Source organism: Akkermansia massiliensis (assembly GCF_018847375.1).
Lineage (GTDB): Bacteria > Verrucomicrobiota > Verrucomicrobiia > Verrucomicrobiales > Akkermansiaceae > Akkermansia > Akkermansia massiliensis.
The window spans coordinates 2,283,178-2,298,351 of the sequence record NZ_CP072036.1; the positions used below are offsets into that span (position 1 = coordinate 2,283,178).

Annotated in this window: 10 protein-coding genes; 6 read left to right on the forward strand and 4 right to left on the reverse strand. The window is 55.0% G+C overall.

Annotated features, from left to right (window positions below; translation table 11 throughout):
- The first annotated feature begins 27 nt into the window (after nt 1-27).
- The gene (locus J5W70_RS09490; RefSeq protein WP_215832738.1) at nt 28-2,370 is read left to right on the forward strand and encodes a beta-galactosidase; all 2,343 of its coding nucleotides are present in this window, start codon (nt 28-30) and stop codon (nt 2,368-2,370) included.
- Nucleotides 2,371-3,226: 856 nt separating this feature from the next.
- The gene (locus tag J5W70_RS09495; protein WP_022396749.1) at nt 3,227-4,657 is read left to right on the forward strand and encodes an AIPR family protein; all 1,431 of its coding nucleotides are present in this window, start codon (nt 3,227-3,229) and stop codon (nt 4,655-4,657) included.
- A 335-nt stretch (nt 4,658-4,992) separates the two neighbouring features.
- Here the strand turns inward: J5W70_RS09495 and J5W70_RS09500 are convergent, their stop codons facing one another.
- Nucleotides 4,993-5,595, reverse strand: a complete 603-nt coding sequence (locus J5W70_RS09500; RefSeq protein ID WP_022396750.1) for a porin family protein — start codon at nt 5,593-5,595, stop codon at nt 4,993-4,995.
- Between the two features lie 147 nt (nt 5,596-5,742).
- Here J5W70_RS09500 and J5W70_RS09505 point away from each other — a divergent pair, with 147 nt between their 5' ends.
- The 4 genes from J5W70_RS09505 (at nt 5,743) to J5W70_RS09520 (ending at nt 10,157) form a co-directional block, all read left to right on the forward strand.
- Nucleotides 5,743-7,065 carry an amidohydrolase gene (locus tag J5W70_RS09505; RefSeq protein ID WP_146020033.1) on the forward strand — a complete coding sequence of 441 codons (1,323 nt, stop codon included), beginning with the start codon at nt 5,743-5,745 and terminating at the stop codon, nt 7,063-7,065.
- Between the two features lie 153 nt (nt 7,066-7,218).
- Nucleotides 7,219-8,607 (forward strand): dihydrolipoyl dehydrogenase, encoded by a 1,389-nt coding sequence (gene lpdA, locus J5W70_RS09510; protein WP_022396752.1) that lies wholly within the window; start codon nt 7,219-7,221, stop codon nt 8,605-8,607.
- Nucleotides 8,608-8,742: 135 nt separating this feature from the next.
- Entirely contained in the window at nt 8,743-9,663 is a 921-nt protein-coding gene (locus tag J5W70_RS09515; protein ID WP_022396753.1) for a DUF4747 family protein, read from the forward strand.
- On the forward strand, nt 9,648-10,157 hold the full coding sequence (locus tag J5W70_RS09520; protein WP_022396754.1) for a hypothetical protein: 510 nt from the start codon (nt 9,648-9,650) through the stop codon (nt 10,155-10,157). The genes J5W70_RS09515 and J5W70_RS09520 overlap by 16 nt, the downstream gene beginning before the upstream one ends.
- Here the strand turns inward: J5W70_RS09520 and sucB are convergent.
- From sucB to cydB, 3 genes are all read right to left on the reverse strand, one after another.
- Entirely contained in the window at nt 10,151-11,278 is a 1,128-nt protein-coding gene (gene sucB / locus J5W70_RS09525; protein WP_022396755.1) for a dihydrolipoyllysine-residue succinyltransferase, read from the reverse strand. The two genes, J5W70_RS09520 and sucB, sit on opposite strands and share 7 nt — an antisense overlap.
- Before the next feature lie 15 nt (nt 11,279-11,293).
- Complete coding sequence (locus J5W70_RS09530; RefSeq protein ID WP_022396756.1) at nt 11,294-14,059, reverse strand: 2-oxoglutarate dehydrogenase E1 component; 2,766 nt, start codon at nt 14,057-14,059, stop codon at nt 11,294-11,296.
- Nucleotides 14,060-14,125: 66 nt separating this feature from the next.
- Nucleotides 14,126-15,163, reverse strand: coding sequence for a cytochrome d ubiquinol oxidase subunit II (gene cydB / locus J5W70_RS09535; RefSeq protein WP_022396757.1), 1,038 nt, complete (start codon nt 15,161-15,163; stop codon nt 14,126-14,128).
- Between the last annotated feature and the right edge of the window lie 11 nt (nt 15,164-15,174).

Below are 15,174 nucleotides of genomic sequence, written 5' to 3' on the forward strand. Positions count from 1 at the left end.
CTGTAACCGTTTATTGACTCCATCATCATGAAATTATCACTTTTTTCCGTTCTTCTTCTGGCAGGGCATCTTTGCATGGCCGCTCCCATGCCCCTGCCGGAATCCAATGACGGAGCCAAGCATGTCTTTGCCACCAACCAGGAAAACTTCCTGATGGATGGAAAGCCCGTCAAAATCATCTCCGGGGAAATGCACTACCCGCGCGTGCCGCGCGAGCACTGGCAGGACAGGTTCCAGCGCATGAAGGCCATGGGCATGAACACCGTCTGCACCTATCTGTTCTGGAACGTCCATGAACCGGAACCGGGCAAGTGGGACTTCTCCGGCAACCTGGACTTTGTGGAATTCATCAAGGAGGCGCAGAAAGCCGGCCTGTGGGTCATCGTGCGTCCGGGGCCCTACGTTTGCGCGGAATGGGAATTCGGCGGCTTTCCCGGCTGGCTGCTGAAGGATGCGGACCTGAAAGTCCGTTCCCAGGACCCCCGCTTCCTGGAACCGGCCATGGCTTATCTCAAGAAAGTCTGCTCCATGCTGGAACCGCTCCAGATCACCAAGGGCGGCCCCATCATCATGGCCCAGGTGGAAAATGAATACGGCTCCTACGGCTCCGACAAGGACTACGTGAAAAAACACCTGGAAGTCATCCAGAAGGAGCTTCCGGGCGTGGTTCCCTTTACCTCGGACGGCCCGAATGACTGGATGATCAACAACGGCACGCTGCCCGGCATCGTTCCCGCCATGAACTTCGGCGGCGGAGCCAAGGGCGCCTTTGCCAACCTGGAAAAGCACAAGGGCAAGACTCCCCGCATCAACGGCGAATTCTGGGTAGGCTGGTTTGACCACTGGGGCAAGCCCAAAAACGGCGGCAGTACGGAAGGCTTCAACCGCGACTTGAAGTGGATGCTGGAAAACAACGTCTCCCCCAACCTCTTCATGGCGCACGGGGGCACCTCCTTCGGCTTCATGAACGGGGCGAACTGGGAAGGGGCCTACACGCCGGACGTGACCAATTACGACTACGGCGCGCCCATCTCTGAAAACGGAACCCTGACGGACCGTTACCGTACCTTCCGCCAGACCATTCAGGACTATTACGGTGATACGTACAAGCTCCCGGAACCGCCCGCGCAGCCGGAAATGATGGAGCTGCCGCCCATCACGTTCACGGAGAAAGCCGGCATGTTCAACCGGCTCCCGCAGCCTGTCATCCGCAAGGAACCCGTTCACATGGAAGCCCTGGGGCAGAGCCTGGGCTTCATCCTGTACCGCACGAAGGTGAACGGCCCGGTGAAGGGAGAGCTGAAAATGAACAACATGCAGGACCGCGCCATCGTTTACGTGGACGGCAAAAGGCAGGGTGCGGCGGACCGCCGCTACAAGCAGGACGCCTGTGACGTGGTCATTCCCGCGGGCCTCCATACGGTGGATATCTTTGTGGAAAACATGGGCCGCATCAACTTCGGCGGCCAAATCCAGGGAGAACGCAAGGGAATACGCGGCCCCATCACGCTGGACGGGAAAAAGCTGGAAAATTTCCTCATCTACAACCTCCCTTGCAAGGGCGTGGAGCTCCTCTCCTTCTCCGGCAAGAAGCCGGGCGGCGACCAGCCCGTGTTCCACCGTGGATATTTCAACGTCTCCAACCCCAAGGATACCTACCTGGACATGCGGGACGGCTGGAAGAAAGGCGTCGTGTGGGTGAACGGCCACAATCTGGGCCGCTTCTGGTTCATCGGCTCCCAGCAGGCGCTTTACTGCCCCGGCGAATACCTGAAACCGGGGAAAAATGAAATCGTGGTGCTGGACGTGGACGGCGGCTCCGGCACGGTGAAAGGCGTGAAGGAAGCCATTTACGAAGTCAACAGGGATCCCGCCATGGCGGACGTCTTCCGTGTGGGCAAGCCCGTAGCTCCCGCTGCCAGCCAGCTCGTGCACAAGGGAACCTTCGCCAAGGGGGCGGACCAGCAGGAAATCAAATTCCGCGCTCCCGTCCAGGCCCGCTACATCGCCCTCGTCAGCAAGAACGCCCATGACAACGGTCCGCACGCCGCCATTGCGGAGCTGAATTTCCTGGATGCCTCCGGCAACCTGCTTCCCCGCGAACAGTGGTCCGTGGTCTATGCGGATTCCCATGAAACGGCGGGGGAAGCCGCCCAGGCGGGCCTGGTGATGGACAACCAGCCCACCACCTACTGGCACACCAAGTGGCAGGGAGACAACCCCACGCACCCGCACATGATCGTGCTGGACCTGGGCAAGGTGCAGAAGCTCTCCGGCTTCCGCTACCTGCCGCGCCAGAACCGGGAAAACGGCCGCATCAAGGACTATGAAGTCTACGCGTCCCCCAAGCCGTTCAAGCCTGCCAAATAGGGACTCCCGGAAATCCTGATCTTTCCAGGGCCGCTCCCTCTCGGAGAAGGGGGGCGGCCTTGGTGCGTCCGGACATCCCGGAAGAAAACAGACCCTTTTTCTCCAGCCGGAGGAGGATGTGGTTCAGCCACCAACGCATGAGTATTATTGGTGTATGTTATTTTCTATTAACATATTAAAAAATAATACTTTTGCCCGGAAAAAGTCCTTTGATGCTTGAAATCGCCGCTATTTCCAGCACCCCAGAACACATTCCAACTCCCGAACCCACGGTTGTACTGTTCTTTTTGAAAACAACAAATTATTGATAGATAATTATTTATAAAAATAAGTGCGGTCCTTTTGTCAAGCGTACGGCAACGGTAAATGTTCTAGTATAAAAATATCGTAGGTAAAATATTTTGATTATAAGTATTTTATAATACTTTAGCCCTCAAAATCGACATTTGATCTGTCCGATGAAAATCAAGCTTGCCGGGTTCAAAATCTCAGACCTCGAACGCCGCATAGCATACGCGATGTAGAGGAAGGCCTTAGGTGAGCGGTTCAAATCTTGGGAGCGTGCTCTACCGACATTGTGTGTAAGCGGATCAAGTGTACCGGACATTCAAATTTCCTGCAAATCTTCTGTGTCATACATAGCGAAAAAAATTGATATCCTGTAGGTGAAAGTGTTGGCATAAATACGTTCTTAGAGAGCTCCTTCGGTGGTTGTAACCGGAGGATAGCTGTCCGGTAGTTTAGGACAGCAGGTGATAGGTTGCTGCAATGCGCCAGGTGTTAATCATATTGCGCCCCCCACTTGATTGGGGATATCCTTGCTACTCTGAGACATAACAAACTATAGAACAAAGTTATGTCTGAAAATACAATAATCGTACGGCTCCGCAACCAGCAGGAGGTAGTTGGTCATTCTGATCCCAAAGGATTTCAATTTCAAAGGGTTTCAGGCTACATTGGCGTTAGCGACTTTATCCAACTGTTCGAGAAAGCGCTCAATGGCGTCAACCCCCGCAATGCAACAAGAAACCGCGTTGTAAAAGACATTTTGGAAACCTTGGAGTACAGTCCAGAACTTTTCTGGATCATGTCCAAAGGAATCATGGTGTCGACATTTTGTTGCAAAAAACTGGAACGCAACCGTTACAGGATTACCCTCAAAAACGAAGATCTTGAGGGCATTATGGATGGTGGGCACACAGCCTTTGCCGTCGCGAATTACATTGTGTCCAAAATTTACGGTGAAAAGGTCGGCAAATCCATCAAGGAATGGTCTAAGTGCAAATCTTTCTGGAGTGATAATTTTGATGAAATTACAGGAGCTGCTGCCGGCAATCAAGCTTTTAATTTTTTGGTTCCTATCGAGATTATCGCACCACTCAACAAATTTATGGAAGGCGTGGATGAAGATACGATCTCGCGTAGTGAGGAGAGCTTCAAGGCTAACTTTGCAAGTATATGTTCGGCTCGAAACACGAATGTCCAGCTGCCAACAGCGGCTCTTTCCAATTACAAAGGCCTCTATAGTTATCTTGAGGAGAACGTGATACGCAATCAAATTAAGGTGGTTTGGCGTTCCGGAGAAGGGGATGGATGCAAAGTGGAAGACGTCATCGCAATGGCATGCATCCCTTTAATCTTCTTGCAGGAAAACAGCTTCATGGAGATGCCGGAATCCCTTTCGAAGATCGCGGTCTACGCGCAAAAAGGTAAATGCGTGACGTTTTATGAAAAAGTTCTGTCGGATTCTTCTGTAAGTCGCAAAGAAGGCAACGAGTATGTTCTTTTTAACGAGACCATTATGTCGGCTCTGGACATGACGATGGACATTATTCGCTTTTGGGATAAACTCTACATGATGTTCCAAGAGATTTACAACAAGGCCGGAGGTAGTTTTGGCAACATCAAGGCTTGCAAGTTGCCAAAATCGAAGAGTGAAAAACCGAAGTGTTCTAAGCCTCGCTTTGGCGTAAATCCTGATGCAGCTCTCGAAGGGGCAATTATTCCGGATGGATTTATAGCTCCGTTTGTTTGTGGTGTGACCAGTCTTATGACATACAACCCAACGACCAGAAGGGTGGGTTGGCTTAACAATGCCAATCCTGCCAATTTTGATTTGGCGGATTTTGTCAACGCGAAAGGAAGCGGCAGTCCTGCCAAGGGGTATGTTGATGTCATTAAGGCTTTTGATTGGAATCCCCAAACGGTGGGGAAAATGGATCTCTCATACTCGATGGCTGGGACCATTATGGAGAACGTCTACCGAATGCGGAATAATTTACAGTAATCCTATGCATTTCCCGTGGGACGTGTGCCTCACGTTCCACGGGGAAGCAAAAGTAAGTTCGATACGAAGGTCTGTGCTAGGTTCATTGTTCCGGGTTCTCCGTTCATAAGCGATTCTATTCGATTTTTTTACGAATTTGCATAACGCCTTATGAGATAATTCAAATCTACCCCTCACCTCGGACAAGAGCCGTGCCGGTTTAAAGATACGTATCAGCCTTCCGCCTCTCCCCCTTGTTTTTTGCTGTTGTGCGGGCTGGCATTCCATGCGCAAAAAAGGCGGCTCCGTGATGTACGGAGCCGCCGGGAGGCAGTAATGAACTCAATGATTAATTGTTAGAAGTTCCAGGAGAAGCCCAGCTTGATGGTGTGGTAGCCGGGATCACTGTAGCCCTGAATCTGGTAATATTCATAGCCGATCAGGAAGTCAGCGCTCTTGGAGATGCTGAACTTGAACCCGGCCTGGGCTGCCCAGGAAAACTTGGTGGTGGAGATGGTGTGGGAACGGCTCCCGTCTTCCAGCCCGTGGATGGTGGTTTTAATGTCTCCGTACGTGGCGCCCGCCTTGCCGCCCAGATAGAACATCGTGTAATCGCCGATGGGGAGGTTCAGCGTATAACCGGCCATCATCGGAACGTAGGTGGAGCGGACGCTGGCGGTATAGGGGCCGCTGATGCCCAGGTCATGCACGCTGGGATGGTGGGAGCCTGCCAGAATGCCGCCGTTCAGGGAAATCTGATGAACAATGCTGCCGGTTTCAATGTAATTGAAAATGCTCAGATTGCCGCCGGCCACGTTGGGCATGGCATCCTTTGTGGCGATGCCGTAAGCTCCTTCCAGGGACATGCCGAACTGGCCGTCGTATTTGTCGGCGTGGTAGGCATTGGCGGCGGACACGGAGGCCACGAGGGCCAAACCTAGCAGTATAGTCTTGTTCATATGGGGATAAATGGTGAATTTAACTGTGGTTCATTCTTGGCAGTTTTCTCTTTTGAAGTCAAACATGAAATGTCAAATTTGCATGAAATCCCCGGGCTCCGGGAGATGAAGTTGCCAGAACGGGCCCGGTGGGGTACATTCTGCGCCATGGAACAACAAGCGTGTGATTTGCTGGTGACCGCTTCCCGCATGCTGGCGGGCGCGGAACAGGCCGGCGCCGCCGGAAATGCGGCCGTCGCCATCCGGGACGGGAAAATTCTGGAAACGGGGAGCGCCGCGGAACTGGAAACCAGGTGGAAGCCCGCCGCCCGCAGGGACCTGGGAAACGTTCTGCTGATGCCGGGGCTGGTCAATGCCCATACGCACGTTCCGATGACCTTCTTGCGCGGCTTTGCGGATGACCTGCCTCTGATGGAATGGCTGACCGGGCATATTTTCCCGGTGGAAGGCCGCCTGACGGACAGAATCGTCTCCCTGGGAGCGCGTCTGGGCATGTATGAAATGATGCGGACGGGCACGACGGCTTTTGTGGACTCCTACCTGCTGGAAATCAACGTGCTCCGGGAGGTGGAGCGCATGGGAATGCGCTGTGTGGGCGGGGAGGCTCTTTTTGCGTTTCCTTCCCCGGCGTACGGCGGATGGGATGCGGCGGAAGCCTTGTACCGGGAGCAGGCGGCGCGCTTTGCGGGCCGCGGCAGGGTGCAGGTGGCCCTGATGCCGCACAGCGTGTACACTACCAGTGACGACGTGCTCCGGCGTTCCATGAAGCTGGCGGAGGAACTGGACCTGATGCTGCATATCCATCTGTCCGAATCCGCCGGAGAAGTGGAGCAGTGCCGCTCCCTGCACGGGGACAGGCGCCCGGTGGCTTATGCCCGGGACATGGGGCTGCTGAATGAACGCACCGTGCTGGCCCACATGGTGGACGTGACGGATGAGGAACTGGAACTGGTAGCCTCTTCCGGAGCGGCAATCGCCCACAACCCGGTCAGCAATTTGAAACTGGCGTCCGGCTTCGCCCGCGTGCGGGACATGGTTCGGGCCGGCATTTCCGTCTCCCTGGGAACGGACGGAGCGTGCAGCAACAACAGCCTGGACATGTTTGAAACGATGAAGCTGGCCGCCATTCTTGCCAAGGGATGCAGCGGGGACGCCACCGCGGTGCCTGCCGTGCAGGCGCTGAACATGGCAACGGCGGAAGGCGCGCGCATCTTCCGGACGCCGGGGCTGGGAACGCTGGCTCCGGGAGCTCCCGCGGACATGATTGCCCTGGATATGGATGAACCGAACCTCTGCCCGATTTTCAACGAAGCGTCCCATGCCGTTTATGCCGCTTCCGGCAAGGACTGCGTGTTCACCATGGTGGAAGGGAACATCCTGTACGACCACGGAACCTACACGGACGGCCTGTATGCGGACACCGCCGCGGAAATGCGGGACCTGGTGGAGTGGGTGAAGGGGAAGGAATAAAGACGGAAGACTAAATACAAAAGAGAAAATAGTCTTTAACAGGCATTTCCCCTCTATTTAATCTTTCTTCTTTTGTCATTGGGGCGCCGTTCAGGCGGCGCATGCTCATATTCCTTCTTTACCCGCAAGGGGGGATGCCTTTATAGTAATTTCATGCAATATGATCTCATCGTCATTGGTGGAGGCCCTGCCGGCTATGTGGGCGCCATCCGCGCCGCCCAGCTGGGAAAATCCGTGGTGTGCGTGGAACGCGACCGGGTAGGGGGCACCTGTTTGAACTGGGGTTGCATCCCCACCAAGGCGCTTCTGAAAAATGCGGAGGCTTACCTGACCGTGACGGCCCGGGCCAAGGAATTCGGCATGACGGTGGAAGGCGTCAGCGTGGACTGGAGCGAGGTGATCGGCCGTTCCCGCAAGGTCAGCGACCGCCTTGCCGGCGGCGTGGGTTTCCTGTTTAAGAAAAACAAGGTGGACTCCGTTACGGGAGAAGCCTCCATCACCGCCCCCGGCAAGGTGGAAGTGAAGGCCGCCGACGGAATGACGAGCGTTCTGGAAGGAAAAAACATCCTCATCAGTACCGGCTGCGTCACCCGCACGGTGCCCAGCCTGCCCCTCAACGGCGCCACCATCATCGGTTCCAGGGAAGCCATGGTGCTGGAAAAGCGGCCTGAAAGCATGATCATCATCGGTTCCGGCGCCATTGGCACGGAATTCGCCTACATTTACAACTCCTTCGGCACCAAGGTAACGCTCATTGAAGCGCTCCCGCGCATGCTTCCCAATGAAGACGACGATTCCTGCCAGACGCTGGAACGCGCGTTCAAGAAGCAGGGCATCAAGGTCATGACGGGAGCCTCCGTGGAATCCGTCACGGAAACCTGCGACGGCAAGGTCAAGGCCAACGTGAAAAACAGCAAGGGACAGGAAGAGGAAATCACGGCGGACGTCTGCCTGGTGGCCATCGGCGTGAAGCCGGTCGTTCCCGCCGCTCCCGGCCTGGAGCTGACGGAAAAGGGATTCATCAAGGTGAATGACCGCTACGCCACATCCATTCCCGGCGTTTACGCGGCGGGCGACGTGATCGGCGGCGTGCTGCTGGCGCATACGGCCACCTTTGAAGCCGTGCAGGCCGTGGAAGGCATGTTTAATCCGGACTACCAGCCCAGGCAGGTCGGCTTCTTCCCAAGCTGCACGTACTGCTACCCGCAGGTGGCTTCCGTGGGTAAAACGGAACGCGCCCTCAAGGAAGCGGGCGTGGAGTACAAGGTGGGCAAATTCCCCTTCCAGGCCATTGGCAAGGCTGTGGCCGCCGGAGAAACGGACGGCTTCGTGAAAACCCTGTACGGCGCCAAACACGGCGAACTGCTGGGCGCCCACATCGTGGGGCCGGAAGCCACGGAACTGATTGCCACGCTGGGCGTTGGCATTCAGGCGGAACTGACGGACGAGGATATTCACGCCACCATCTTTGCCCATCCCACGCTGTCGGAGGCCATCCATGAATCCATGCTGGCTTCCGAGGGAATCGCCATCCACATGTAAAATAATATAATTTTCTTTAGAAAGGATATTTAAAATCTATCATTCCTGCAGTTTTACGGGGAATGATAGATTTTTTTGATATATTTAGTTTTATGGTTGACTAATTAAGATTTATAAGCTATATATAAAAATACTATGGAATCATCAAAAAGATTCAATATATATAGAATAATCAAAGAAGGTTTGTTCATTCATGAAGAACAGATTATCAAAAGTTTAAAAATAACTCCTGATGTTCCTAGTACTAAAGGCGTCCATTGGACTCTTTCTGGAATTGAGGAAAGAGAGTTACAATCAGACTCGAATGAAACGCTTAATATTATTTTTGGAGAACTTATTCAATATCGTGAAAAGGATCAATTTGAACGACTTGATCGTAAAGTCAAACAAATAAAATCATATTTCGTTGATGATAACATTATTACCAGAAGAATGTTTTTGTATATACCAAAATATTCTGGTATTATTTTAGAACAAGTTCCTTCTAGAGATGAGGTGGCATCAAGAAATTACTTAGTTAAGCTTATTAATAAGGGGCTTCAGCTGTTATTAATACCTGGGAATTGTACAATTGAAACAATTTCAGATTTAAGAAAAATTAGCGCTAAGATTAAGGAGTTAAATGAAATAACATTTATTCAAGCTTCTATTACTCCTTCTAATCCTATTTATAATCCTATTTGGCATAAATTAGATGAAAGTTTACGTTCACGCAACGCTGAACGTTTGACGATAAGTGAACGTGCTCGTATGTCTTCTAATGAAGGATTGAAAACGAAGATAAAAGAATGTTTGGATGAAGGGGAAAATTTAAATTATTCTTCGGATCGTTCATATTCAATATTGGATGCTGGTTTTATGATGGCTTTGGATGGTTATGGTCAAGCAACTATTAAAGGAAGAGCTCTAGGGAGTGCAAAAATAAAGACAATTAAAACAGCTGATACACAGGAACATTTCGAGAGTGACGCGAATGCGAGCCGTGGTAAATTAGCGAAAATTTCTATATCTAAATTTAATAAATTAGCAAAAGAAAGAAAATGGAGAAAGAATTAAGAATAAATGATAAAATAAAATATTTATTTATTGGGACTTTCTTTAGCTGGGAATTTTTTATATTACTTATATGTATTCTTTTTCTATGGGGAAGGTGGGGTGAGGTATGGATTGTTGAACATCTTAGTTGGGTGAAATCTGCTGAATGGTTAAATGAGGTATTAAAAATAATTTTTGTCGGACCATTTTATTGGTACTGGTTAGTTTTTAAAACTTATCAACCTTTGACACGGGTAGATTGCGTGGAACAAAAACATTATGTTAATTGGAAATATTTTCCAATTGTAAAATTATATCATAAGATATCTTGTTATTGGTGCCTTTTTTGTGGCATAGCTTCTGTAAGTAGTTTATTAATAGCTAAAGGAGAGATTTCTTATATAACTTTAGTTATATGCGTGGGTGCTAATTTGATTTCATGGAAAAGCTTCGAATCCACGAAATTAGCTGCAGATGCTAAAGACGAAATATATCAAAAATATTCAGTTCAATAGGAAATGACCGGATTTTCCACGGCGTTTTTCACGGCAATGAGGAATTGCACGGCCTGCTTGCCGTCCACCAGGCGGTGGTCATAGGAAAGGGCCAGGTACATCATGGGCCGGGCGACGATCTGGCCGTCCCGGACCATGGGGCGTTCCTGAATGGCGTGCATGCCCAGAATGCCGCTCTGGGGCGGGTTCAGAATGGGGGTGGAGAGCAGGGAACCGTAGGTTCCCCCGTTGGAGATGGTGAAGCAGCCCCCTTGCAGGTCCTGCATGGACAAGCTTCCGCCGCGCACTTTTTCCGTCAGGGCGGCGAGTTCCAGTTCCAGCTCCGGGAGCGTTTTCCGGTCGCAGTCCCGCAGCACGGGGACCACGAGGCCCTTGTCCGTGCCGATGGCTACGGAAATATCGTAATACAGGTTTTCCACGATGTCCGTGCCGTCAATTCTGGCGTTGACCTGGGGCACTTCCTGAAGGGCCTTGACCACCGCCTTGATGAAGAAGCTCATGAAACCGAGCTTGGTGCCGTACCGTTCCCGGTACGCCGCATTGAATTGTTTGCGGAGCTCCATCACGGCGGACATGTCGCACTCGTTAAAAGTGGTGAGGATGGCCGCCTGATGCTGGGCCTCCACCAGCCGGGCCGCGATGGTGCGGCGCAGGGGGCTCATGGGTTTCCTGATGAAACGCGAGGGAGCCTCCTTTTCAGGCTTTCCGCTCTCTCCAGCGGAATTCTGTTCCGGGGCGGACATTTGCTTTTCCGATTTTTGCTCCGGGGATTCAGTCCTGGCGGCGGGGGCTGTGGAAGAGGGTTCCTCCCGTGTTTCCGGCGCTGTGGTTTTCTCCGGTTCCGGCGGCGCGGGAGCCTCTTCCTTTTCCGGTGCGGCGGCGGTTCCGGCAGCGGAGGAGATATGGCCCAGGACAGCCCCGATAGGAGCTTCCGCTCCTTCCGGGACGAGGATTTCCAGCACGCCGCTTTCGTCCGCCTCCAGGTCCGTGGAAACCTTGTCTGTTTCCAGCGTTACCAGGGTGTCGCCTTTGGCTACCGTGTCACCGGCATTCTTGTGCCACGCGGCTACGGTGGCGGTGGTGATGGATTCTCCGAAGTTGGGGATCAGGATGTCGCTCATGGGAGGAAGATGGGTTCAGGATTGCGCCCGCGGCCCGAAGGCGGTGGCGATGAGTCTTTTTTGCGCGGCGGCGTGCAGGGCCTTGGCTCCCTCCGCAGGGCAGGCCATGGGCGGCCGCCCCGCATAGCGGAAGGAGGTGGCGAAGAGGCGCCCCAGCCTGTTCCGCAGGTGGCCCCAGGCCCCCATGTTGGAGGGTTCCTCCTGGCACCAGACGAAGTCGCGCACCTTCTGGTAGGGGGCCAGCAGGTAGGTGAGCTGTTCCTGGGCCAGCGGATAGATTTGTTCCAGGCGGATAATGATTGTGTCTGAAATGTTCCGTTCCTTCCGGTAGGCGGCTAGGTCATAGTAAACTTTCCCGGTGCAGAAGACGGCGCGCGTTACCTGGTCCGGCGCGGGAGCGTCCGGGTCCGGCAGCACTTCGTGGAAACGGGAGGGGGCCAGGAATTCCCGGTGCGGGGAGATGGCCTCCGGACGGGAGAGCAGGCTTTTGGGCGTGAAGACGATCAGGGGCTTGTGCACGTTCTGGTGCACCTGGCGGCGCAGGGCGTGGAAGTACTGCGCCGGGGTGGTGGGGTTGATGACCTGCATGTTGTCGTCCGCGCACAGCTGGAGATAGCGTTCCATGCGGGCGCTGGAGTGTTCCGAGCCCGCCCCTTCATAGCCGTGGGGCAGCAGCAGCACAATACGGTTTTTCTGGTGCCATTTGGCCTCCGCGGCCGCAATGAACTGGTCCACAATAACCTGTGCTCCGTTGGCGAAGTCCCCGAACTGGGCCTCCCACATGACCAGCGCGTCCGGGCTTTCCAGAGCATAGCCGTATTCAAAGCCCAGCACGGAGGCTTCCGACAGGGAGGAGTTGTAAATGCGGAAAGCGGTAGTGCCGTGGTTCAGCTTTTCCAGAGGAGTGTACAGGGAGCCGTCATTGAAGTCATGCAGGACGGCGTGCCGCTGGGAGAAGGTGCCGCGCTGGCAGTCCTGGCCGGACAGGCGCACGGTGTGGTTTTCCGCGAGCAGGCTGCCCCAGGCCAGGGCTTCCGCCATGGCCCAGTCCAGCAGTCCGCCTTCCCGGAAGGCCTCCCGGCGGCGGGCCAGGAAGCGTTTTTCCAGCGTGGGGTGGGGCGTGAAGCCGTCCGGCAGTTCCGTAAGGATATCTCCGATGCGCTGGAACAGCTCCGGGCTGATTCCCGTCCGTACGCTGGTACGCGGGATGGGCGTTTCATCCGCATCCTGCGCGGTGGCGGGCAGGATGTAGTCCGCGGGGTTTTCCTTCATTTGCAGGTAGGCCTGTTCCATGCCTTCCCAAAGGTCTTTCCGGATGTCCTGCTCCTGCTGTTCCGTCAATTCCCCGCGCTCCCTGAGCGCCGTTCCGTACAGGGCTGCGGCGGTGGGGCGCGCCTCAATCCGCTTGGTCTGCATGGGTGCGGTGAAGGCGGCCTGGTCCGTTTCATTGTGGCCCAGGCGGCGGTAGCAGTACATGTCCAGAATGATGTCCCGCCCGAACTTCTGGCGGAACTGGAGCGCGAATTCCGCCGCCCACACCAGGTCCTCCGGGCTTTCCCCGTTGATGTGCAGGATGGGGGACTGGAGCATCTGCGCCACGTCCGTGGCGTAGCGGGAGGAACGGGCCTCGTCCGGTCCGGTGGTGAAGCCGATCTGGTTGTTGATGATGAGGTGCACGGTGCCTCCCGTGCGGTAGCCTTTCAGCAGGGAAAGATTGAGCACTTCCGCCACGAGCCCCTGTCCTGCGAAGGCGGCGTCCCCGTGGAGGACGAGCGGCAGCACATGCTTGCGTTCCGAGTCTTCCAGGTTGTGCTGCATGGCCCTGGCCCTGCCTTCCACCACGGGATACACGGCTTCCAGATGGCTGGGGTTGGAGGAGAGGCGGACGTGAAGGTCGCGGCCGTCCACATGGCGCGTGGTGGCGTAGCCGAGGTGGTATTTGACGTCGCTTCTGCCAATGGGGGATTCCGGCAGGTAGTCCGGCGTGAATTCTCGGAAGATGGTTTTCAGCGGCTTGTGGAGGATGTTGGCGAGCACGTTCAGCCTCCCGCGGTGGGCCATGCCCATTTCAATGTGGGAGACGCCGGCGGCGGGGCAGCGCTTGACGATGGCGTCCAGCAGGACGATGGCACCCTCCCCCCCTTCCAGGGAGAAGCGTTTTTCCCCAATGAAGCGCTTGCCCAGGAATTCCTCGAACAATTCCGCCTTGCAGAGATGGAAGAAGGCGTCCCGCCGGACCTCCGGGCCGTAGTCCACTCCGTTCGCCCGGAGCTTGATTTTTTCTTCAATCCAGGAGCGGATTTCCAGATTGTCTATGTGGTGGTATTCAAACCCGATGGGGCCGCAATAGATTTTTTGCAGGTGGCTGATGATTTCACGGAGGGTGAACGTGCCGCCGTCCATGAAGGTGCCGATGTTGGCGGGCTGGTCCAGGTCTTCCGGACGGAAGCCCATTTCTTCAAGATTGACCGGGGTGCAGGTCTTGTCCGGAGACGCCAGGGGATTGAAGCGCGCGCACTGGTGGCCCATGACCCGGTAGGCCCGGATGAGCTGGTTGACGCGCCCCCGGCATTCCGCGCTTTCCGGCGGGACGGTGTAGGGGGAGGCGTCCGTGTAGTTCCCTGCGTTTCCTTTTTCCTGCGGAGCGTTGCCGCTCCCCAGTTCATAGCCCTCAAACCAGGCGGCCCAGAGAGGGGCTACGGACAGGGGATCGTTTTTCCATGATTGGTGGAGCGCCGTGATTTCCTCAGGCGGGAGTCTGGAGAAGATGGAGGCGTTCATGCCGAAAGATGGGTTGATACGGGGCTATTCCATGTTCACTAATCGCTATTCTCTGCCCGCAGGGCGTCAATAGCTGTGTTCGTTGAGCTGGACCTTCCCGCGGAAGACCCAGTAGATGGCGGCGGAGTAGGCCAGGACGAGCGGCACGCCCAGGATGGCGATGTACGTCATCACGACCAGGCTTTCACGCGTGGAGGAGCCGTTGACGAGCGTCAGGGAGTTCTCCGGGTTGGGCATGGAATAGAGCAGGTTGGGGAACATGGCCGCCCCGAAGAGGGCCATCATGCAGCCCATGGTGGAGCAGGAGGCGACGAAGGCCCAGCCCGGACGGTTCCTGTGGATGAAGATCCAGATGGCGGTGATGGAAATGACCGCCAGCACCGCGATGCCGTAAATCCAGGGGGAGCGGTGCAGGGCCGCCGCTACGTGCGGCACGTACAGCAGGGTGGCCGCTCCGTGAAGGATGATCAGGACGGTGAAGATGATGACGCAGGGCCGGAGCAGTTTTTTGATTTGTTCCTGCAGGCTTCCCTGGGTTTTCATCAGGAGGTAGATGCCTCCGTGCATGGCGAACAGGGCCACCGTCGTCAGCCCCAGAAGAACGGAGTAGGGGTTCAGCAGGCTGAGGAAGGTTCCGGTGAAGTTGCCCTGGTCGTCCAGCGGAATGCCCTTGGTGACGTTCCCCATGGCTACGCCGATGAGCAGGGCGGCCAGGAGGCTGCTGATGGAGAAGGTGGTGTCCCACCCCCTGCGCCACCATTTCATGGGCTGCTTGCTCCGGAATTCGATGGAGACGGCGCGGAAGATGAGGGTGAGCAGCAGGAGCATGAAGGCCAGGTAAAACCCGGAGAAGACGGAGGCGTACACGTACGGGAAGGCGGCGAAGAGGGCGCCGCCCCCCGTGATGAGCCAGACTTCGTTTCCGTCCCATACAGGGCCCACGGCGTTTAGCGTGAGCCTTCTGTTTTCATCACCCTTGATTAAAAGCTGAAGGGCTCCGGTGCCCAGGTCAAAGCCGTCCAGAATGGCGTATCCGGAGAAGAGCACGCCGACGAGGATGAACCAGATGATTTGCAGGTCTGTAAGAGTAAGATTGTCCAACATGGTTTTAAGAG

What these genes read in the sequence shown, in the direction of transcription:
- J5W70_RS09490 (WP_215832738.1), top strand. Translation starts at nt 28, where the DNA reads ATGAAATTATCACTTTTTTCCGTTCTTCTTCTGGCAGGGCATCTTTGC.
- J5W70_RS09495 (WP_022396749.1), top strand. Translation starts at nt 3,227, where the DNA reads ATGTCTGAAAATACAATAATCGTACGGCTCCGCAACCAGCAGGAGGTA.
- J5W70_RS09500 (WP_022396750.1), bottom strand. Translation starts at nt 5,595, where the DNA reads ATGAACAAGACTATACTGCTAGGTTTGGCCCTCGTGGCCTCCGTGTCC.
- J5W70_RS09505 (WP_146020033.1), top strand. Translation starts at nt 5,743, where the DNA reads ATGGAACAACAAGCGTGTGATTTGCTGGTGACCGCTTCCCGCATGCTG.
- lpdA (WP_022396752.1), top strand. Translation starts at nt 7,219, where the DNA reads ATGCAATATGATCTCATCGTCATTGGTGGAGGCCCTGCCGGCTATGTG.
- J5W70_RS09515 (WP_022396753.1), top strand. Translation starts at nt 8,743, where the DNA reads ATGGAATCATCAAAAAGATTCAATATATATAGAATAATCAAAGAAGGT.
- J5W70_RS09520 (WP_022396754.1), top strand. Translation starts at nt 9,648, where the DNA reads ATGGAGAAAGAATTAAGAATAAATGATAAAATAAAATATTTATTTATT.
- sucB (WP_022396755.1), bottom strand. Translation starts at nt 11,278, where the DNA reads ATGAGCGACATCCTGATCCCCAACTTCGGAGAATCCATCACCACCGCC.
- J5W70_RS09530 (WP_022396756.1), bottom strand. Translation starts at nt 14,059, where the DNA reads ATGAACGCCTCCATCTTCTCCAGACTCCCGCCTGAGGAAATCACGGCG.
- cydB (WP_022396757.1), bottom strand. Translation starts at nt 15,163, where the DNA reads ATGTTGGACAATCTTACTCTTACAGACCTGCAAATCATCTGGTTCATC.